12 protein-coding genes are annotated in these 20,119 nt (G+C 48.1%); 4 read left to right on the top strand and 8 right to left on the bottom strand.

Annotated features, from left to right (window positions below):
• The first annotated feature begins 8 nt into the window (after positions 1-8).
• Complete coding sequence (locus tag DXA74_RS01945; protein ID WP_118525149.1) at positions 9-1,385, top strand: dipeptidase; 1,377 nt, start codon at positions 9-11, stop codon at positions 1,383-1,385.
• An 11-nt stretch (positions 1,386-1,396) separates the two neighbouring features.
• Positions 1,397-2,206: an MBL fold metallo-hydrolase gene (locus DXA74_RS01940; RefSeq protein ID WP_118525148.1), complete on the top strand. Its 810-nt coding sequence runs from the start codon at positions 1,397-1,399 to the stop codon at positions 2,204-2,206.
• Here DXA74_RS01940 and DXA74_RS01935 read toward each other — a convergent pair.
• On the bottom strand, positions 2,203-3,039 hold the full coding sequence (locus DXA74_RS01935) for a hypothetical protein (protein ID WP_233550415.1): 837 nt from the start codon (positions 3,037-3,039) through the stop codon (positions 2,203-2,205). The genes DXA74_RS01940 and DXA74_RS01935 overlap by 4 nt on opposite strands.
• A 174-nt stretch (positions 3,040-3,213) precedes the next feature.
• On the opposite strand from DXA74_RS01935, the gene DXA74_RS01930 reads away from it, so the two are divergent.
• Positions 3,214-4,461, top strand: coding sequence for a hypothetical protein (locus DXA74_RS01930; RefSeq protein WP_118525147.1), 1,248 nt, complete (start codon positions 3,214-3,216; stop codon positions 4,459-4,461).
• Between the two features lie 407 nt (positions 4,462-4,868).
• Here the strand turns inward: DXA74_RS01930 and DXA74_RS01925 are convergent, their stop codons facing one another.
• The 7 genes from DXA74_RS01925 to DXA74_RS01895 are packed head-to-tail and all read right to left on the bottom strand — an operon-like array spanning position 4,869 to position 17,565.
• Positions 4,869-7,286 carry a leucine-rich repeat domain-containing protein gene (locus DXA74_RS01925; RefSeq protein WP_118525146.1) on the bottom strand — a complete coding sequence of 806 codons (2,418 nt, stop codon included), beginning with the start codon at positions 7,284-7,286 and terminating at the stop codon, positions 4,869-4,871.
• A 32-nt stretch (positions 7,287-7,318) separates the two neighbouring features.
• On the bottom strand, positions 7,319-8,794 hold the full coding sequence (locus tag DXA74_RS01920; protein ID WP_118525145.1) for a T9SS type A sorting domain-containing protein: 1,476 nt from the start codon (positions 8,792-8,794) through the stop codon (positions 7,319-7,321).
• A gap of 31 nt (positions 8,795-8,825) precedes the next feature.
• Positions 8,826-10,238 carry a T9SS type A sorting domain-containing protein gene (locus tag DXA74_RS01915; RefSeq protein ID WP_118525144.1) on the bottom strand — a complete coding sequence of 471 codons (1,413 nt, stop codon included), beginning with the start codon at positions 10,236-10,238 and terminating at the stop codon, positions 8,826-8,828.
• A gap of 11 nt (positions 10,239-10,249) precedes the next feature.
• A complete protein-coding gene (locus DXA74_RS01910) occupies positions 10,250-11,602 on the bottom strand; it encodes a DUF4302 domain-containing protein (protein WP_118525143.1) in 1,353 nt (450 codons plus the stop codon).
• A gap of 29 nt (positions 11,603-11,631) precedes the next feature.
• Positions 11,632-12,480, bottom strand: coding sequence for a putative zinc-binding metallopeptidase (locus DXA74_RS01905; protein WP_118525142.1), 849 nt, complete (start codon positions 12,478-12,480; stop codon positions 11,632-11,634).
• A gap of 37 nt (positions 12,481-12,517) precedes the next feature.
• Positions 12,518-14,038 carry a RagB/SusD family nutrient uptake outer membrane protein gene (locus DXA74_RS01900; protein ID WP_118525141.1) on the bottom strand — a complete coding sequence of 507 codons (1,521 nt, stop codon included), beginning with the start codon at positions 14,036-14,038 and terminating at the stop codon, positions 12,518-12,520.
• 23 nt (positions 14,039-14,061) lie between these two features.
• On the bottom strand, positions 14,062-17,565 hold the full coding sequence (locus tag DXA74_RS01895) for a SusC/RagA family TonB-linked outer membrane protein (protein ID WP_118525140.1): 3,504 nt from the start codon (positions 17,563-17,565) through the stop codon (positions 14,062-14,064).
• A gap of 465 nt (positions 17,566-18,030) precedes the next feature.
• Between DXA74_RS01895 and DXA74_RS01890 the strand changes: the two genes are divergently transcribed.
• The gene (locus tag DXA74_RS01890; RefSeq protein ID WP_022459668.1) at positions 18,031-19,254 is read left to right on the top strand and encodes a site-specific integrase; all 1,224 of its coding nucleotides are present in this window, start codon (positions 18,031-18,033) and stop codon (positions 19,252-19,254) included.
• Positions 19,255-20,119: the final 865 nt, after the last annotated feature.

Genomic DNA, 20,119 nt, shown 5'->3' with positions numbered 1-20,119 from the left:
TTTTAGCTATGAGTATCAAAGAATATATCCAGGAGAATGAGAACCGCTTTTTGGAGGAGTTGTTCAGTCTGATCCGCATACCGAGTATCAGCGCCCTGCCCGAACACAAGGACGACATGTGGGCTTGTGCCGAGCGTTGGAAAACCTTGCTGCTGGAGGCTGGTGTCGATGAGGCCCGTGTGATGCCGTCAGCCGGTAATCCGATGGTGTATGCCGAAAAGAAAGTAGGTGAGGGACTGCCCACGGTGTTGGTCTATGCCCATTACGACGTGATGCCTGCCGAGCCTCTGGAACTGTGGAAGAGCAATCCTTTTGAACCTGAAATCCGTGACGGACGCATCTGGGCCCGTGGAGCGGATGACGATAAGGGACAGGCCATGATTCAGGTCAAGGCTTTTGAATATCTGGTGCGCCACGGTCTGTTGCGCCACAACATGAAATTCATTTTCGAGGGTGAGGAGGAAATCGGCTCGCCCAGTCTGAACCAGTTCTTGCAGGATCATAAGGAACTGCTTCAGGCCGATGTGATTCTGGTGTCGGATACCAGTATGCTGCGCGAGGACTTGCCTTCGCTCACTACCGGTCTTCGCGGACTGGCTTATTGGGAAGTGGAAGTTACCGGACCCAACCGCGATTTGCACTCCGGACACTTTGGCGGTGCGGTGGCCAACCCGATAAACGTGCTTTGTGAAATGATCAGCAAGATGACCGATGAGCACGGACGCATCACCATTCCTCATTTCTACGATAAGGTGGAGGAACTCTCTGCTGAAGAACGAGATATGATTTCACACATTCCGTTTGATGAAGAAGTCTATAAGAATGCGATTGGCGTGAAGGCCCTGCGCGGTGAAGAAGGATATGTCACTCTGGAGCGCAACAGTTGTCGCCCGTCGTTTGATGTATGCGGCATCTGGGGCGGATATACCGGTACGGGTTCAAAAACCGTATTGCCGTCGAAAGCCTATGCCAAGATCTCCTGCCGTCTGGTGCCCCATCAGCAGCATGACGAGATCAGCCGCCTGTTTACAGAATATTTCGAGAGTCTGGCTCCCGAATGCGTGCAGGTAAAGGTAACTCCGATGCACGGAGGAGAAGGCTATGTATGTCCGGTAAGTCTGCCGGCTTATAAAGCTGCGGCACTTGGTTTTGAGGAAGCTTTCGGCAAGAAACCGCTGGCGGTGCGTCGTGGAGGAAGTATTCCAATTATCAGCGACTTTGAACGTATTCTGGGCATCAAGACCGTGCTGATGGGCTTCGGACTGGAAACCAATGCCATCCACTCCCCGAATGAAAGCATGTCGGTGGATATGATCCGCAAGGGTATCGAAGCCGTGGTGGGCTTCCATCTGCATTTTGAGGAATGTCGCAACGAAAGCAAATAAGCGGAACGACCATGAGTAAGGAACTGATTATGCTGGGCACGGGAAATGCCGCTGCCCGGCATTGCTATAACACCTGTTTTCTGATTCGCAACGAAGCGGAGTATTTTCTGGTGGACGGCGGGGGTGGAAATACGGTACTTAACCAACTGGATGCCGTAAACGTGAGTTGTAAAGACATTCACGCGCTGTTTGTGACGCACACCCATACCGACCATCTGTTTGGCGTGGTGTGGATTATCCGTACCATCGCTCAGATGATCAATCAGAAACGCTATACGGGAACGCTGCGCATCTATACGCACGACAAAGTGATTCATACACTGAGAACCATCTGTTCGCTGACCCTTCCGCCTAAGATTCAGGCACAGTTGGACTGCGGCATTGTCTTTCACGAACTGACCGACGGCGACGGGTTTACCGAATGCGGCATTCGTTTCCAGAGCTTTGATATCCATTCACGCAAGGAAAAACAGTTCGGTTTCCGGGCAACATTTGCAGACGGAACTACATTGGCCTGCCTGGGTGACGAGCCTTTCAACGAACTGAACCGGTCATCGGTAGAAGGAGTGGATTGGTTGCTCTGCGAGGCCTTCTGTCTGTATCGCGACCGCGAAGAATTTTCTCCTTATGAAAAGCACCACAGCACGGCGCGCGATGCCGGTTGTCTGGCGCAGACACTGAATGTGAAGCACCTGCTGCTTTATCACACCGAAGACCATACGCTCGATGAACGAAAACAGGCCTATACCCGTGAGGCCGCACAGGTTTTCGACGGAGAAGTCTGTGTGCCCGATGATTTGGAGACTGTTTCCTTGGATTAAAACTCCTTGGGATCAAACTTCAGATAGCCCAGCCGGGTGTATTGGATGCCGTGACTTTCATAGTGCTCCAGCACCTTGCAAGACAAGATAGTAACCGTTTTACCCGGAGTCATCTTCAGACTGTAACAGCTCAGTGCTTTTGGAGTCTGGCTCCGGTGGGTTGCTTTCACCACAAAACTGTATCGGCAATTGGCCTGATCTATGGCCGTTACGAACTGGTCGATATAGAAATCCGGTTTAAAGGTATTGACCTGAAGGCGGGCGGTAACGATCTTTACGCTGAGATGCTCCAGCTTTTCTCCCACCTTGGCCACAAAGCGGCTGGAAGAAGAATAGACCCGTTTGCGGGGCGGGGTGAGTTCACTGTGAATCAGGGCAAAGTCCTTGGCCAGCTCCACGAGCTGTTTCAGCTGCTTCTTTTCGGGATCAAACTTGTTGGCCAGCCAGAGCACATAGTTGGGATCTACATAATACACCTCGGCAAGATGCTTTCCGTGATACTTGCCGAACGAAAGAATATCATACGTGTTGCCGTAATAAGGCATAAAGAAAGAATTGTCCAGCCACGTGAGAGCCACCTTGCTGTATTCCAGCAGGTCGATGGCTTTTTGTACGGCTTCGGTAAACTGGTTGGACAGGGTGCGGAGAAATACGGGCGGATGCCCTTCGGGAAAGACGCGCCACAAACCGTAGTATTTGCGGTAGGGTGTGGCAATGCTGATGGCATAATAACCGTTGCGCGCATTCCTGTTCTCGTTGAAGCGCGCCACCTGCTCCTGAAGTTGCCGGATGGTTTCGGGTGCAATCCTTTCATATAGATTCACGGTAGCCATATCGTCCTCCTTTCTTCTATTGGGGTTGATAACGAAAATAGTTTAAAATCACGGAAAAAGCAAATTTTCTTCTCTTTTTCTCTTTTCCGCCGTCATTCGGGCAGGATAAACGGGGCTCTTTTTCGATTATTCCATTCTTTTCTTTAAATTTGCGCAATATTAAATAATGAGAGTATGAAAAAGACAGGTTTATTTTTAGCTTTTGCTTTGTTGGCAGCCGGCACAGCCAGTGCTCAGAAAAAGCATTTCGATTATAAGTTTTACGGACAGATCCGCACCGATTTGTTTTACAACACCCGCTCCAATTCCGAAACCGTGGACGGACTCTTTTATATGTATCCGAAAGATGAGGTAAAAGATCCGAACGGCGAGGACTTGAATGGCGCTCCGAACGGTAATTTCTATACCTTATATACCCGTTTGGGTGTGGACGTAAAAGGACCCGAACTGGGTCACGGCATCCGTCCGTCGGCAAAAGTGGAGGTGGACTTCCGTGGTTCGGGTACCAGCTATTCGATGATCCGTGTTCGTCATGCTTACTTCAATCTGGATTTCAAGAAACACTCTTCTTTGTTGGTCGGTCAGACCTGGCATCCGCTCTACGGTGATGTGGCTCCGGACATTATGAACCTGAATATGGGAGCCCCTTATCAGCCGTTCAGCCGTGCTCCTCAGGCGCGCTACCGTCTCCATCAGAAGAAGTTCCAGCTCACCGCAGCCGCTATCTGGCAGTCGCAGTATCTGGCTGTAGGACCGGCCAACAATGAGGTGGGCACCGTGACAACCGCGAAGAGTCAGGACTTCCTGAAAAACAGTCTGACTCCGGAGTTCTATCTGGGACTGGATTACAAGACTCCGCAGTTGCAGGCTGGAGTGGGTATGGAGATGATGTCCATGACTCCGCGTACAACCTCTAAGGTAGGGGCGCAGACCTATCGGGTGCATGAACGCATCACGTCACTTTCTTACGAGGCCCATGTGAAATATCAGAAAGAAAGCTTCCTGCTGGCCGCCAAATCCGTGTTGGGCTCTAATCTCACCCAGACCAGCACCGTGGGTGGTTATGGTATCACGGCAACCGATCCCGTAACCGGAGAGCAGGAATATACTCCTCTGAAGACTTCACACACTTGGGTAAATGTGATGTACGGCAAGAAATGGCGCGGCGGTCTCTTCGGCGGTTATCTGAAGAATCTGGGAGCAACAGAAAAGGTGAGCGGTCTGATCGGTACGGGACTGAACCTGGATCAGTTGGCTACGGCTACTGCGGAGGTTTCCTATAATCTGCCTAACTGGAAGTTCGGTCTGGAATATTCTTATTGCAATGCATGGTATGGCAGCAACGATGAAAAGGGAAAGGTGGTAGATACACATCGTGTGGATAATCATCGCATCGTGGCTGTGGCCTTGTTCCAGTTCTGATACTGAGAAAAGTCTCTGCGATGCTTTTTGCAGACAGTTTGTAAATTCAAATAATGAAAAGAATCCCATCTGGTGAAACCTTGATATAAGGGCGATCATCAGGATGGGATTCTTTTTGTTTTTCCTGATTTTCGTGTTTTGAAAATGATATACATGCAATCCGTTTTCTTTCTGACCTTGAAAAGATTCTGTTTTAATGCTTGTTTTCAATGCCTTAGATGATGCAGGCTTGATATCGGCGTTCTTTGGAAAAATCATTCTGATGAAACGAATCGTTCGTCCCGATGTCTTTCGAAAAACATCAGCATGATTTTTTAAGGTGTTTGCGAAGAAATTTCGGATACTCTTCCCGGAGTAAAAAAAGGAAACAAAAAAGGTGTGCCGAATCTTTGGCACACCTTTAAATATTAACGGGTCTTGATGTATTTCTTACCCTGGATGATGTAAATGCCCGGTCTCGGTAATTCTGACATCAGGCGTTCATTCATGACATAAGTTCCCACATATTGTCCGTCAACCGTATAGACCTTCACAGGAGCCGCATGGCTTTCGGTCTGTGAGATACCGGTAGCGGTTTCGCTGTCCAGATAGAACTGTGACCAGATTTTGTGCTGTTCGAAAACAGAGGCATTCTGGCCCACTTTCAGGGTGATGAGGCTCAGATCGTCAATTCCGCTGAAAGTGTTGTTGCTGCATGCCGGAGCCTCTTCCGCATTTGTGTAGGCTGTAAAGTCGATGGTTTTGAGAGCAGTGCAGTCGGCGAAAGTATAATTTCCGGCCTTGAAGTTCTCCGGAAGAATAACGCTTTCGAGAGCGCTGCATCCTTCAAAGGCGCTGACTGTTGTTCCCACAGCGGCATATCCGCTCAGATCGGCAGTGGTGATGGCGGTGTTCTTGAAGGCCTCGTCGATGTCGGTTGCTCCGGTAAACAGGCTCAGGTCAATGTTGGCCAAAGCGGTGCATCCCTTGAATGCCTTTTTCAGTGAAGTGAATTGGGCACATTCTTCGGCAGCCGGCAGAATGACATCGGTCAGTGCAGTACAGTTATTAAAGATACCATACTCTTTGTTGATGCCTTGGCGGGAAAGAGGAGTACCTTCGGCCACGGTAATCTGGCTCATGTCCAGTTTGGTCAGTGTCTTGTTGTATACCTCAAACAGTCCGCCGTTGTTTCCCAGTGCCAGAGAGAGCAGGTTCAGTTTGTCGCTGTCCCATTCACCGGTCAGGGTCAGGGTAACCGCTTTGGAAAGGCTGCTAGGAATGTCGGAAGCATCGACAGTAAAGTCAGTCACCTTGTCCGGCTCGGTATTATACAGATTCAATTCGCTCCAGTCTTCATCGGCCGAGAACAGCTTGTAGGCTTCGTATTTCAAAGAGAGCTTGATGAGGCTCAGGTCATCAATACCCATAAAGAAGGTTTTGCTGAGTGCCGGAACTTCGGTAGCGCTGAAGCTGGTCCAGTCTATTTCCTTCAGAGCATTGCAGTAGGCAAAGGTATTTTTTCCAACCGGGAAGGAAGCCGGAAGAACCACAGAGGTCAGGGCTTCACAATTCTCAAACGCATTGTCGCTGGTGGTCAGTGCCGTGCATGAAGACAGATTTACGGAAGTCAGGGCGCTGCAGTTGTAGAAGGCCTTTGATAGGCTGGTGATGCCGCTGCACTGGCTCAGGTCAATGCTCTTCAGAGCGGTGCAACCGCTGAATGCCAGTGTCAGGTCGGTAAATTTCGCAGCTTCTGCAGCAGCCGGCATGATGACTTGAGTCAGTGCCGTGCAGTTGTTGAAGATTCCGTATTCCTTGAGACCCTTGCGATAGAGAGGAGTGTCTTCGGCCACGGTAATCTGGCTCATGTCCAGAGTTTGCAGGGTGGTGTTCGGAGTGGCCAGAATGCCGCCGTTGTTACCCAATGCCAGTGAAAGCAGATTGAATTTGTCGCTGTCCCATGCTCCGGTCAGGATCAGGGCAGTAGCTTTTTTCAGAGAGGATGGAATATCCGAAGCGTCTACGGTATATTCTGTAGAAGGTTCCGGAGCGAGATCCACCAGATTCAGCTGATTCCAGTTCTCGTCTCCCTGAAACAGCAAGTACTGGGCGTGATTCAGTTTCAGGGTGATGCCCGAAACGTCTACGCCTTCAAAAAGTCCGGCATAATAGGTCGGAACGGTTTCTGTTGCATTGCAGGCACTCCAGTCAATCTCGGTCAGAGCCGTACAGTTGGCAAAGACCTTGTTGGTCGGTGCGAATCCAGCCGGTAGGCTGACCTGAGCCAGTGAGCTGCATCCTTCGAAGGCGGAACTCCATGAACTGGTCTTGGTTGCTGCAACGTTATTCTTCAAGTCGGCCTGAGTCAGTGAAGCACAGCCGTAAAAAGCATTGTTGAAAGTGGTGACGTTGGTACATCCGCTTAAATCAATCGTAGTCAGTTTGTCACAGTTCTGGAATGCTCCCTGAAAAGAAGTAAACTGTGCGGCTTCTTCCGCGGTTGGCATGACAACTTCTGTCAGCGCCTTGCAGTTCATAAAAGCTCCGTTGCTTGTGAAGCCGGCACTAACATAGAGCGACGTGTTTTCGGCAATTTGTGTACTGCTCAGGTCCAGTTTGGTCAGACTGGTATTACTTCCTCCAAAAACGTTCGTGCCCAGAGCATTTTTTAGTTGGCTGAAAGCATAGGTATCCCATTCGCCGGTTAGCTTGAGCGAGGTCTCTGTTTTCAGTGATGACGGGATGTTTTCGCTGGATACTTCCAAAGCATCTTGTGCACAGACGAGCTGTGCACAAGAAGTAAGGAGTACGAAAGAAAAGATCCCTTTGAATATTTCTTTCATAATATTCCGTATTAAAAGGTTCTGTTTGCGGATTATTTGGCAAACTTGCTGGTGAAGACCTTGCCGTCAACAACAAATTTGGCAATGTAAGTGCCCTGAGGCAGTGAAGAGATGTTCCAGCTTGATTCAGAAGCTGAAAGAATCATCACGGCAGCACCTTGCAGGTTGTAGATAGTGGCAGATGTCAGTCGGCCTTCAGTCTGCAGAGATACTACAGAACCGTTGATGCTGATTTCAGTGTCCTGAGCAACGGCGTCACTGATTGAAGTAGTGATTTCATCCTGCGGACAGTTAATCAGAGTCGGTTTCAGTTTATAGGCAGTCTGAAGCTGGTCGTACAGTGTTTCGTCACCCAGCTGTCCGCCGCGGTTACATCCCCAGCCCCAGATATCTCCATCGGTAGTAACCACCATGGTGTAGTTCTGACCGCTGGCTACATAATCCATTTTCAGGCTTGATTTCAAAGACGGGCTTACCGGAGTGGTCATGAATGGAATTCCTGTGTTTCCGTTTCCTAAACCTTTGCCGTCACCCAGGGCGCCGTCGGTATTGGAACCGAACATCCAAACCTTGTCAATAACACCGTCGGTACCGGTTGATACGCTCATGGTGTTTTCGCATCCTGAAATAGAGATGACATTGCCGGTGATGGCAGTTACCTGAGTAGGCTCAGTAACCTGAGAAACAGTTACCACACCTTCTTCGTCTGTTTCGGTATTCAAACCGAGCAGGTTGGCGCTGTTGTCACCCCATGCCCACATGGTACCGTCGTTCTTGACACCGTATGCGCGGTAGTCGATCATGCATACATAGCTCCAGTCGTTGGCATTGCCCAAACGTACCGGAGTAGCCTGGCGACCCTTGTAACCGAATACTTCGCCTCTCATGTTGCCGCCCCAGCCCCAAAGACTGCCGTCATTCTTGATGGCGATTACAGAAGAAGAACCAACGGCAACCTGCTTCCAGTCTGTGTCGGTACCGATCTGTACGGGAACAATCTGGGTCTGGATATTACCGATACCCAATTGAGCAGAAGTGTTCTGTCCCCATCCCCACAGAGTGCCGTCTGACTTGATGGCAAAAGCAGTGTATCCCCAGAAACGGGTGCAGGCAACGTCTACCCAGTTGTTGTCGGTGCCGATGCGGGTCAGTACTTTATGACCGATTCCGTCACCGGTTCCCTGGATACCGCTTTCTGCGCTACCGGCAGCCCACAGAGAGCCGTCCTCTGCCAGGAAGAAAGCATAAGCCTTACCGCCGGCTACCTTTTTCCACTTCAAATCTCCGTTGGTCAGAGTTGGCATGGCACTGCGCTCCTTAATACCGTTTCCAGCCTGTCCGAGTTCGTTCCATCCCCAGGCCCACAGAGAACCGTCATTACGTACGGCATAGGTTGTGGCATCACCGGTGTTGACATACTTCCAAACATAGTCTTCTGCGTTTGCCAAGCTGGCTCCGGCAAACAAGGCACAGCAAGCCAATGACATGATTTTTGTAAACTTTTTCATACGCTTCAATATTTAAAGGTTTAAATAATACTTATTTGTTGGCCAGGAACTTTGAGGCTCCAATAACTTTTCCGGCTTTCAGATAGCGCACCAGATAAACTCCTTCTGAGAGCTGGAGTTGGGCGGTCTGCTCTGCTCCGTTGAGTGAAGTGCGGTAGATGATGTTACCGGCTACATTATATACAGTAGCCTCGTCGGCATCTGCGCAGCTCATGGTCAATACGCCCTGATTGTAGGCAGCCTTGCTTGGCTTCAGTTCTGTGTCGGCAATGCCGGAAGCACCTCCGGTTTTGGTGTCAATAACCGGACAGATCATGAAAGACGCACCGATTGGACCTCCAAAGTAATTGATCGGCCACTTGTAACCACTGGTACTTTCTGTACCTGAGTCAAAGTAACAGAATGAGTTGTGGGCAAGCAGGTTTCCGGCTGATGCCTCGTCCATCTCGGTAGGCTTGATGTCAATCAGCATTCTGAAATCTTCTGTATTCGGATCTTCACTGAAACCGGAAATGGTTACAAAGAAGAACGGCTTGTCGCTTATGGTCAGCGGAGTGGTCAGTTTGAATTCAGCAACGGCAGCTTTCTTCAGTTTGGTGTCGGTAGTCAGCTTGATGTCTTTCATCGGCAGGTTTACTGCTTCCAGAGGCAGACCGTTGAGAACCATTTCTCCGTCTCCGAAGTCCATCGGATACCATACCTGCATCAGCAGCTTGGCATCTTCGGCAAACTTGCTGGGCACGTCCGGAAGATAAACACGCACAGCGTTCAGGCTGGCATCCGGATGGGCAATCATAAACAGGTTACCGTAACCCTTCAGTTTCATGTTGTTGGTTCCGCCGAGATAACCGCCTGCACCTCCGTTCAGCATCAGGGCTGCAAGTACGGATGTGGTTGAAGGATCTTCCGGGTCCGTACCCAAATTCAGCATGTTGGAAGTACAGATTTCTCCGACACCGCCCACCTTGATTTTTCCTTCGGCAGTGTATGTGTGCTCTGCGCCGCTCTCATCCTTGATGGTCATGGTCGGGAAGTCATAGATACCCGGAGTGCTGTAAGTAGCATCGGCGTCCTGGGTTTCCATTTCGGTTGTTTCGCTTCCCGGAATAAACCAATGATAGTCGGTTGCTGTTGTGGTAGAGGCGTCGATGTAAGAAACAATCTCTCCAATCGGAGCCCACATGTAAGCGTCACCATTGATATTCTTGTTGAACGAAAGGAAATTGCAACATGCATTGTCGTCCTTGCTGATCATACCCATATTTTTCAGACCAATAGGATAGGCGTATGATACGCCGGAAGTGTTGCGGGTTGCAACTTTGGCAGATGAAACCACTTTGGCCGGTTCGGAAACGACCGCCTTTACATCTGCTTTCCACTGTGCCTGTGCTGATACCGCCAATAGGCCGGAAAAAGCACATAAGGTAAAGATTTGTTTTTTCATTTCTTGATTATTTATTGAGTAACTAATTTCGGAATTGTAATGGCAGGAACAGGTAATGCAGCTTCTTTCAGAATCAGCCACATCTTGGAGTCTGAGGCAGAAACAATGTAATACATTCCGTTTCTGTAAACCACGGATACGCCTTCAGAATCAAAGAAGATTCCCTTGATCTTCTTGAAGAAGATATTTCTGTTCAGTGTATTGGCCGGAGTTCCGTTTCGGATGCCTTCCACGAAGATGACCTGGTCGGCGTCAATCGGTTCGTTGCGTTTGATGGTGAAGTTTCCCCATTCAGCCAGACCGTATTCATTGTTCACGATACAGCTCATTGAGTTCAGTGTCTGAGTCTCCTGTTCGCGACTGATTTCTGTAACCTGGTTGTCGGTGTTTACCTTATATTTCAGAGTCTCTACCTGACCTTGGGTATTCATAAAGAACTCCATACGCTTCCATTCCGGAAAGTCCTTTGCAAACTCAACCAGTTGCAGCGTGGCTGAAGCACTGGCGCCCTGCATGGTCAGATAAGGAGTGCTTAGCAGTTTCTGCACAGTCTGTCCCACATTGAACGGGCTGGTTGCCACCTCGTTCAGGGTTATCTGGCCGTCTTCGGTTGTAAACACCTGCTTGTTGTTGTCCCAGATCATTTTGCTGACACTCTGTCCGCCTACCTGTACCGGAGTGCTAAAGGTGAATCCGTTTTCGGAGAAGCTTACCGGAATGTTCTGGAATTTCTCATCACTGCTCAACACTTCCAGACTCTTGCCTTCTGCTCCCAGGAAGATTCCTACCTGACTGTTGTTGCTTCCGCACAGAGCATGGAAAAACGAAATGTCTTTTCCGGCATCGACATCTAGATTGCTTTGCAGACGGATGTGCTGGATTTCACCTTGCGGGGCACGTGCCATCTTAAACATCGAACCGGATTTGCGGCCTTTCAGATATAAGGTGTCTTCGCCGACCTTAGAGATGATAAATTCAAATTCACCTCCCTTGCCGGTTCCCTGAGGAGCCTGTGAAGGATCGGCCAGATCGTGCAAAATGGAGTAAGTGTCAAAAGACAGTACCGGTCCTTCGGCATTTACGATTTTGTAGGTCGAAGTGGAGGTGGCTCCTTCGGCATTTTCCATGGATACATATCCGTCTTTGAACTTCATGACGTAGTTTACGGTTGAGCCGTTTGACGGAGTATAATCAAAGCGCCATCCGAAATCGGAGTCCTGTAATTTCTGGTCGCATTCGGCCATCATTTTTTCGATGCGTTGGGTTGCGTTCAGATCAAACACATCTTCTATTTCGTTCTTGCAGCTTCCGGTAAGCAAAGCCAGAGCTGTTACCGGAAGAGCAACTTTTAAAATATGCTTCATATTACTGTTCTTCTTGATCTTTGGATTATTTACTGGGCTGCCGCGTCAATGGCGGCAACGACTGATTTCTGGAATTTCACCATATCAATGCCCCAATTGGTCTTCATATAGCTCTTGACGATGCTTTCCTTCTTGCGCAATGCTTCTTTGGCCTCTGTGTTGTCGACGTTCTCAATCATCGCGTTCCAGTCTTCAGGAGTATTGGTCAGCATGATGGAAACCATTTCCACAAAATCTTCTTCAGCCTTGGAAGAGGCGTAGGCTGTAATGAATCCCTTGTTGCGTGCCATCTCGTCGTTCATATTTCCCCATGAAGAAGTATAGTCAGGAGTGATCTTCTTGAACTCCGGATCGAACTCGATGTTCTGATGCAGAATATGGGCAAACTCATGATGCATCACGTGAGCGTAGGACTGGATCTGTGCCTTCTGGAAATTAAACTCATTAATAGAGTAGAGCACAATCTGGCGTCCTCCTTCGGCTGTACCCTCAGTGGTGCTGCCGTCGTCGTTATAACTGGGGCTTCCCACCAACAGAATCTGCTTGGGAATGTAGGAGCGGAGTGTCTTTGCACCCACCTCGGCGGTGTAAGTATCAATCCAAACCTTTTTGATCATACTCAGGAATGGAACCACCTGACTTTCTTTAGGTGGCACCAGATTCTTGATCATGTCGCCTTGTGAGGCATCTCCCTGATTCCAGCGGTAGATAACTTCTACGTTGAACGGCACGGTGTATTCGTCATAGATATACTTATCGGTTTCGCTCAGTGCATCATAGTCAAATTCCGGGATTGTGATGTTCGAAGTGCCCAGATCTTCACTGTCGCAGGCTGTCAGAAACGACAGGCACAAAATGAATGCTATAATATTTTTCATTGTCTTTCAATCTTTAATATGAGATGATGACGGATTATTATCTTGGATTAGCTTCTATTCCATAAGAAATAACTTCTTCCGGAATCTGTACGGCGCGTCGCAGATCGCGGCGGACAAGTACATCCTCGGCACCTGTCTGATAAGCTTTATGGGTTACTTCGATGTCGAATCTCTTGATGTCGAACCATCTTCCGCCTTCCATTACCTGTTCTCTTCTTCTGAGATCGACGGCACAGTTTACAAAGGCCATCTGTGCGGCGCTCATCTCGCTTTCATAGAACGGATGAAGAGGAGCAAAGTTTTTATAGAAATCCTCTACAGAGGTTCTGGTAATCGGGTTCAGGGAAGCATTGTAGTCTTTGATCTTATTGCTCAGGAACAGTTCGATATCCTTGCAGGCTTCGTCATAGCGGTTGGCCATGGCCAAGGCTTCAATACGGTCGCAGACCACTTCGTCGTTTGTGAAAAGAGGTACCATCAGATAGTACACGGCCGAGTTGGAGTTGACACCGTCAGACTTCGGATAAGCTTTCCACTTCATCATGGTGATGGCTTCGCTGGAAACGGTGTAAGTTTCCGTACGGTAGGCCCAAGCCTGTTTGGCCAGATTCTTGGTGTTTCCGAACAGCTCGCTTTTCACCGCAGAAGAGAAACCGTAACGATAGAAAGACTGGTCTCTTGCAAAGAGGGATACGGTGGATGAAAGCAGAATGTTGGCACTCTCCTGCACCGATGTATAGTTTTTTTCTCTGTTTGCCGAGGTCATGGCGCTGTAGGTGTTCCAGTTTCTCAGCGAAGGACTGTCGCCCAAAGCCTCGTTGGCTGCGTTGATTGCTTTCTCCCATTCACCGATATACAGATAGAAGCGGCAGGCAAAAGCCTGTGCTGCCTCGTAGGTAAAGTGATATTTAGGAGTTTCGCCATAGGCTTTGTTGGAAATGAGCGGAAGTCCTTCTTCCAGATCCTTGCGAATCTTTTCGTAAGTCTCCTTTACAGAGATACGCTCGTAGTGGCCGAACACTTCTTTTTCCGGTTCGGTGACATAAGGAACACCCAAATCGGTGGCAGCGGTAGTCGGATTGTAGTGCTGCGCGAATATATTGACCAGCATGAAGTGATTGTAGGCACGGCACACCAGTGCTTCACCCTTTTGAACCGAGCAGTCGGTTCCTTCGGCCTCGAGTTTCTCGATAGCTTCCAGAGCATGATTGGCAGCGGCAATAGCTTCATAGCTGGCCATCCAGAAGTAGTTCGGACTGTCCTGATAGGTCATGTCGATATCTTGCCAGAAGAAGGCCTGCTGATTGGCTCTGTTCCAATCCGGTTGTACATAAGGGTCCAGAGTATTGCCGCGGTCGGTCACGTTGTCCGACATGGATTCTGCAAAGAAGATGCAATTGCCGCTGGGGTAAGCCGAAACCAGCAGTTCGGAAATGGCTTCCGGAGAGTCCAAAGTCGTACGGTTGTCGGGTACTACATCCAGGAAGTCGTTACACGCACTGAACAGTGCTCCTGCCGCAAGGGCTAACAGATATTGAAACTTATATATTTTTCTCATTTTGTTCTTGAATAATTTTGTTCTTAGAAACTAGTTCTGATAGAGAAGGTAACCTGTCTTGGAATTGGCAGAGCCACACCACCGCTTTGGAAGAATTCCGGATCCTGTCCGTTCAGCTTCTTGTCGGCATAGATGAGCCACAGGTTAGAGGCAACCATCTTGAGCTGGAGGTTGTTGATTCCAATCTTTTTCATCCAGTTTCCAGCAAAGTCATAGCTCAGACTGACTTCTTTCAGTTTCAGGAAGCCGCCGTTTGCCACTCGGATATCCGAATAGTTGTAGGCATTATAGGCAATATCCAGATTGTCGATGGTGGCATACTGATAGGATGACGGGATTACCGGTACATTGGTATATTGCTCGTCACCCGGTTTCATCCATCGGTTCTTCAGTTCCTTCGGCATGGTTGTATAGTCTCCGTAAGTTGCTGAGAAGTCCGGATCGAGTCTCACCTTATTTCCTCCCTGATAAGTCAGGAAGAAGCTGAAGGCCCATCTCTTGTATTTGAACTGGTTGTCGATACCTCCGGTTACGGTCGGGTCAACAGAGCCTTCATATTTCAGATACGTATGGTCTGTGCTTTGGAAATTGATTTCCGTGCTGGTGAGTTGTCCCTTTTCGTTGATGAATGTCGGGATACCCTCTTCGTTCAGTCCCTGGAACTGCAAGGAGAACAGGCTTCGTACCGGATAACCCTGCAGAGGAGCACCCTCGGCAGCCATCAGGTAGAAGATGCTGTTTGTTGAAGTCAGGTTTGTCACTTCATTGCGGTTGAACGCAAAGGTCACATTAGTGGTCCATGAGAAATCCTTTCTCTCGATATTTTTGGTATTCAAGGTAAATTCGATACCCCATGACTTCATGTTCGCATAGTTGGCATATTTCCATTTCTGTCCGCCCATACCGCTGGTCTTGATCAGACCGATCAGGTCGAATCCCTTTCGGCTGTAGATATCGGAGCTCAGACTGATTCGGTTTCTGAGGAAGCCGATGTCGAAACCTACGTTTGTTTCATACTGCTTTTCCCAGGTCAGTTCCGAGTTCTGCAAGGACTCGATATAGATTTGTGATTCCTGATAACCGTCATCACCACGGAAGGATGTGTTGTTGCGGAATACGGCTAAAGCGTTGTCGGCTGGTCCCATAGTGGCGGTCAGACCATAAGTGGCGCGCACGGAGAGGGTAGTCAGCGTATTCTGGTATCTCAGGAATTCCTCTTCCAGAATGTTCCAGGAACCGGAAATGTTCCAGGTAGGCAACCAGCGGGCGTCGCGTGATCTTCCCAGACGGTTGGAACCGTCCATACGTCCGGTCAGGTTCAGGGTGTAGCGTCCTTTGAAAGAGAAACTACCGGTTGCAAAGAAGGCCACAAAACGGTCGTAGTATTCAGAAAGGCCATAATACTGGTTTCCGCCGAGGAGCAGCTGCTGGATGATGCGGTAGTCAACGAACGGAGTACCTCCGCGGTCCCACTGATATCCGTATCCGTTGTTAAAGCCAGACTGGCGGTCGGCATACTTGATTTCAGAACCGGCCATCAGGTTGAACGGATGCTCCTCAAAGAGCAGACGGTTATAGTTTCCGGAGAAACGGGCATAATAGCTTTTCAGAATATTGTTTGTGGTATTGTAGAAACCACCCTTAGGCATGACAACTTCCGGCACGGCATCCGGATTGTTCGGGTCGCGGTACAGGAACTTGTTGTTTTCGCGGATCGTCGCATCTCCGGCAGCGCGGTAGGCCATGGCCAGATTGGATTCACCCATGATTTTGTGTTCCTGAGTGGATTTTACATAACGGAAGGCTCCGATAGCGCTCAGCTCCAGTCCTTTCACCGGCTTGTAGTTCAGTTCCATCTGATATTTCATATCCGTCATGTCCAGATCGATGTAATTATTGGCCGATTCGTCCAGAATATTGAACGGAGCATAGTTCATGATGTAGGTTTCGTCCGGACTCATGGTACGGCTTGTATTGAGCGCGTAGCTGAACGGGTTGATGTCAAAGTCGCGTGAATATTCTCCGTTTACCGGATCCACCGTGCGGTCCAGAGTTCCCGGAGCAGTCTGGTTACGTACCGAACCGCTGGTGTTGACATTTAGGGTAAGCCACTTGCTGATCTGATATGAGGCATTCATGTTGGCAGTGAAGCGGCGTACGCGATCGGATACCGTCCATCCCGGATCGTCCAAAAAGCTGAGCGAAGCATAGTAGTTTCCTTTATCCGTTCCTGATGACAGGCTCAGTGAGTTGTTGCTCTGTATAGTCGGACGGAAAAGAACCTTAAACCAGTTGGTGTTTCGCATTTCGGCCTGTTGCAGGTAAGCCATTTTGGCAGCCTGTGTATTGGCCAGTTCTCCTTTATAAATCAAATCATTCATCAGATAGAACACACCGCCATTGCTGGTGCGTGCCATCTTGGAGTGGTTGAACCAGCCCTTGTCTTCTAGTTCGAGGAGGACAGACATCTGGTCCTTGGAGTTCATAATGTTGAACTGATTGTATGAAGGGCGGGTGCGCACCGTGAATTCACCGGTGTAACTCAGGCTCGAATGTCCTTTTCTTCCCTTCTTGGTATTGACGACAATCACACCGTTCATGGCACGTGCACCATACAGGGCGGTAGCTGATGCGTCCTTCAGAATCTGGAAATTGTCAATATCGTCCGGGTTCAGGCCGGCAACAGCCGAGCTGATCAGGGTGGCGGCATTTCCCGAAGAGAGATCGTCGGCAGAAACCTCTACCACATCTTCAAGAACCACACCGTCGACTACCCAGAGCGGGCTTTGGTTACCGTAGATAGACGAAGCTCCGCGGACACGGATTTTCGGTGCGGCACCAAAGGTTCCGGATACAGACTGTACGGCCACACCGGCAGCTTTTCCCTGAAGCATCTGGCTTACGTCACCCACACCGTCTATCTTGGCATCTTCGCCGGATACACGGCTGGCAGAACCGGTAAACAGTTTGCGGTCAATTTTCTGATATCCGGTCACAACCACCTCCTGCATCTGTTCTTTCTTGTCGGACATGGTGATTTTCATAGCCTCATTGGTGATGGCTTTTTCCTGAGTTTCCATACCGATGAAACTGAAAATAAGAGTCTTGGCTTTCTTGGTTATCTGCAGGTTGAATTTACCGTTTATGTCTGTAATGGTCATGACATCCGGAAATTCCTTGCAGCGGATGGAAACTCCGGGAAGCGGTTCTCCGAAATCATCCAGAACAACTCCGGTTACATTCTTCTTGTCGTTATCTTTTTGAGAAGCATTCTTCTGTATGGTATTAGATGCATTGGTATTTGCATAGCTCATGCCGCTTTCCGGCAATGTGTTTTTGTCTTCAACAGTAGTTTGTGAATTTTCTCCAGCTGTTTGTACTGCGTTGTTTCTCTGAATAGCATGCTCGCTGTTCTTGTGCGAGGAAGGGCCTGCTTTGAGGGCATTGGCCCATAGCGTTCCGCTGTTTGACAGCAGGAAGAGGACCAGAAATCCTTCTTGAAGTTTTTTCAGTCTTTTATTGAACATCTTATTGTTGTGTAATAATTAATAAAATACTAAATCCAAATCGTTTTCTGCATTCTTAAAGAGTAAATATTTTTAAAATGTCAGTTGGTTTGTTGAGCCTGTAAAACCGAGTTATATCTACTAGTTTTTGCTTATTGTAATAAATACATGCCAATGCAGATGTTTTTTTAATACTTCTTTGTTTTTATAGAAAAGAATGACTAAAAAAGCAAAATATAGCAGATTTGGGCTTTTGTTTTGAGTTTCAAGTGGTTGTGGCAGTTGTTGGCTTTAAGTGACGTTCGTGAGGAAATGCGAAAATGGCGGATTTGAGAAGTAGAAACGCTTTCAAGTCATTACCTCAAAGAAACGCTCTAATAAGCATTTTTAACGGCTTCGGTTTTTACTTCTCAATTCTGCACAGGTTGTGAATTTGCCATGCAACTCTCATGATTTAATTTTGCACAAAACAAAAAGCAAGGAATTATGAGAAGTACATTCAAGACAGTCTTCTATGTAAACGGAAGCAAGGAGAGAAACGGAATTGTCCCTATCATGGGACGTGTGACAATCAACGGAACTATCGCACAGTTCAGTTGCAAGCTGAGCGTTACCAAGGCGATATGGGATGCCAAGGGCAACAGAGCCAAAGGCAGAAGCAAGGAAGCCAATGAGGTGAACTTTGCGCTTGATAACATCAAGGCTCAAATCGCTAAGCATTACCAACGGCTTTCCGACCGTGAGGCGTTCGTTACCGCTGAAATGGTGAGAAACGCATATCAAGGCATAGGTACGGAGTACGAGACATTACTCAGAGCTTTTGACAAGGAGAACGCAGCCTTTGCCCAACGCGTGGGAAAAGACCGAGCTGTCCGAACCTACCGCAAGTATCTGACGGTAAGAAAGTACGTTGCCGAGTTCATCAAATTTCAGTACAAGCGCAGCGATATGTCCATGAATGAGCTTACCGAGGAGTTCATCCGTGATTTTTGTCTGTATTTGAAGAATGTCATTGGACTCACGCAATCTACCATTTGGATATACTCCATACCATTGAAGCATATCGTCACGGCAGCACACTACAACGGCAAGATACAGAGAAATCCGTTTGCCATGTACCACGTTGACCCAGACCACAAGGAGCGTGAGTTCTTGACAGAGGAAGAATTGGACATATTTGCAGGAATAGAGTTGGAAAATCCCAACTTTGCTTTTGCGAGAGACTTGTTTATGTTTGGTTGTTGGACAGGTATCTCTTTCGTTGACATCAAGAATCTTACAGAGGACAATGTTGCCATTATAAGTGGGTCTCCATGGATAGTTTCTCAGCGTCAAAAGACAGGCGTACCATTCAAAATTAAACTGATAGATGCAGCCATACAGATAATTGAACGTTACAAGCCATTGAGAAAAGATATGCACTTGTTTAATATTGGCTCACTTGACATGGTAAACAAGCGTATAAAGAAAGTGGCAAAAATGTGTGGCATCAAGAAGCGAATTTCATTTCATGTAAGCCGGCATTCGTTCGCAGTTTTGGCTTTAAACTACGGTATGCCGATAGAGAGTGTAAGCAAGATACTGGGACATACGGACATCGCCACAACACAAATTTACGCAAAGGTGACAAGTACTAAATTGGAGCATGACATATCAGCTTTTGAAAGTCGAATCAAGGGGCATATGCCGACAATGGGGGGAATGGCATGAAAAGGACTGTAATCACCATGGACGGAAATGGAATGTTATCCATTCCGTCCAACTTGCAAGACTTGTGGATGAGTGAGGGTGAATTGGTTGATATGCTTCATGTCACCGCCATGAAACTCCATGCTGTGATAAGGTCAATATACAAGGATGGTTTATTGACGGTGTCGGAAGTCCAACAGAAACAGGAAACTTCCAATGGCATTTGGCAAACGTTGTATGGCTTTCCGATGATTGTTGCCCTTTGCTTCCGTATAAACTCATACGGGCCGCTCGGTTTCGTGCCACCATCTTCAAGAGATTGTACGGGGCAAAAGAGAAAAGTAGTGTCATTATCCTACAACTCAATAGAAGAACAACCGCCTTTAGTTGAATGTCCTCTTGCTTGTTTGTTGGCTTGGCGCTGTCGTACTGTCGTGAATAAGTACTGAAGCATAAGCATGACATTCTTACTTGTAGGGGGATGAGTTCTGTTCATAAAAATGACGGACAAAACACCCCTTATTTTTGTTGAATTGTTGAATATGATGAAAGAAGTATTGAACATCAGGCATTTACGGCTCAACATATTCTCAACAAATCTCTCAACAAAAGAAAGATAATGTTGAAAAGAGAAAACCATGAACACCATTCCTTTCTTTCTTTTTTGCCCAGTAATTTGTTGTGTAGAGCTATTTGTTGAGAGTTTGTTGAGGGTATAAGTGGTTGGTTCTCATAAAGATAACACCTATCTTCAACAATTCAACGTTTTACATGCCCTCACTTGGTACGCTGTAAAATGTGCTTGTGGATTAATTGGCAACCGCTCTATTCTCCGAAATGGTTGCAGCAACGTTCCTTGGAGGCTTTGCGCCTCCAGCCACTTGGG

This window comes from Bacteroides sp. OF04-15BH (genome assembly GCF_003477995.1).
GTDB lineage: Bacteria > Bacteroidota > Bacteroidia > Bacteroidales > Bacteroidaceae > Paraprevotella.
Note: the sequence above shows the minus strand (reverse complement) of the source record. Positions and strands in the feature narration are given on the sequence as shown.

Excerpts from the sequence above, each read along its gene's own strand:
- DXA74_RS01925 (WP_118525146.1), bottom strand. The coding sequence starts at position 7,286 with ATGAAAGAAATATTCAAAGGGATCTTTTCTTTCGTACTCCTTACTTCT.
- DXA74_RS01930 (WP_118525147.1), top strand. The coding sequence starts at position 3,214 with ATGAAAAAGACAGGTTTATTTTTAGCTTTTGCTTTGTTGGCAGCCGGC.
- DXA74_RS01910 (WP_118525143.1), bottom strand. The coding sequence starts at position 11,602 with ATGAAGCATATTTTAAAAGTTGCTCTTCCGGTAACAGCTCTGGCTTTG.
- DXA74_RS01920 (WP_118525145.1), bottom strand. The coding sequence starts at position 8,794 with ATGAAAAAGTTTACAAAAATCATGTCATTGGCTTGCTGTGCCTTGTTT.
- DXA74_RS01935 (WP_233550415.1), bottom strand. The coding sequence starts at position 3,039 with ATGGCTACCGTGAATCTATATGAAAGGATTGCACCCGAAACCATCCGG.
- DXA74_RS01940 (WP_118525148.1), top strand. The coding sequence starts at position 1,397 with ATGAGTAAGGAACTGATTATGCTGGGCACGGGAAATGCCGCTGCCCGG.
- DXA74_RS01905 (WP_118525142.1), bottom strand. The coding sequence starts at position 12,480 with ATGAAAAATATTATAGCATTCATTTTGTGCCTGTCGTTTCTGACAGCC.
- DXA74_RS01895 (WP_118525140.1), bottom strand. The coding sequence starts at position 17,565 with ATGTTCAATAAAAGACTGAAAAAACTTCAAGAAGGATTTCTGGTCCTC.
- DXA74_RS01890 (WP_022459668.1), top strand. The coding sequence starts at position 18,031 with ATGAGAAGTACATTCAAGACAGTCTTCTATGTAAACGGAAGCAAGGAG.
- DXA74_RS01915 (WP_118525144.1), bottom strand. The coding sequence starts at position 10,238 with ATGAAAAAACAAATCTTTACCTTATGTGCTTTTTCCGGCCTATTGGCG.
- DXA74_RS01945 (WP_118525149.1), top strand. The coding sequence starts at position 9 with ATGAGTATCAAAGAATATATCCAGGAGAATGAGAACCGCTTTTTGGAG.
- DXA74_RS01900 (WP_118525141.1), bottom strand. The coding sequence starts at position 14,038 with ATGAGAAAAATATATAAGTTTCAATATCTGTTAGCCCTTGCGGCAGGA.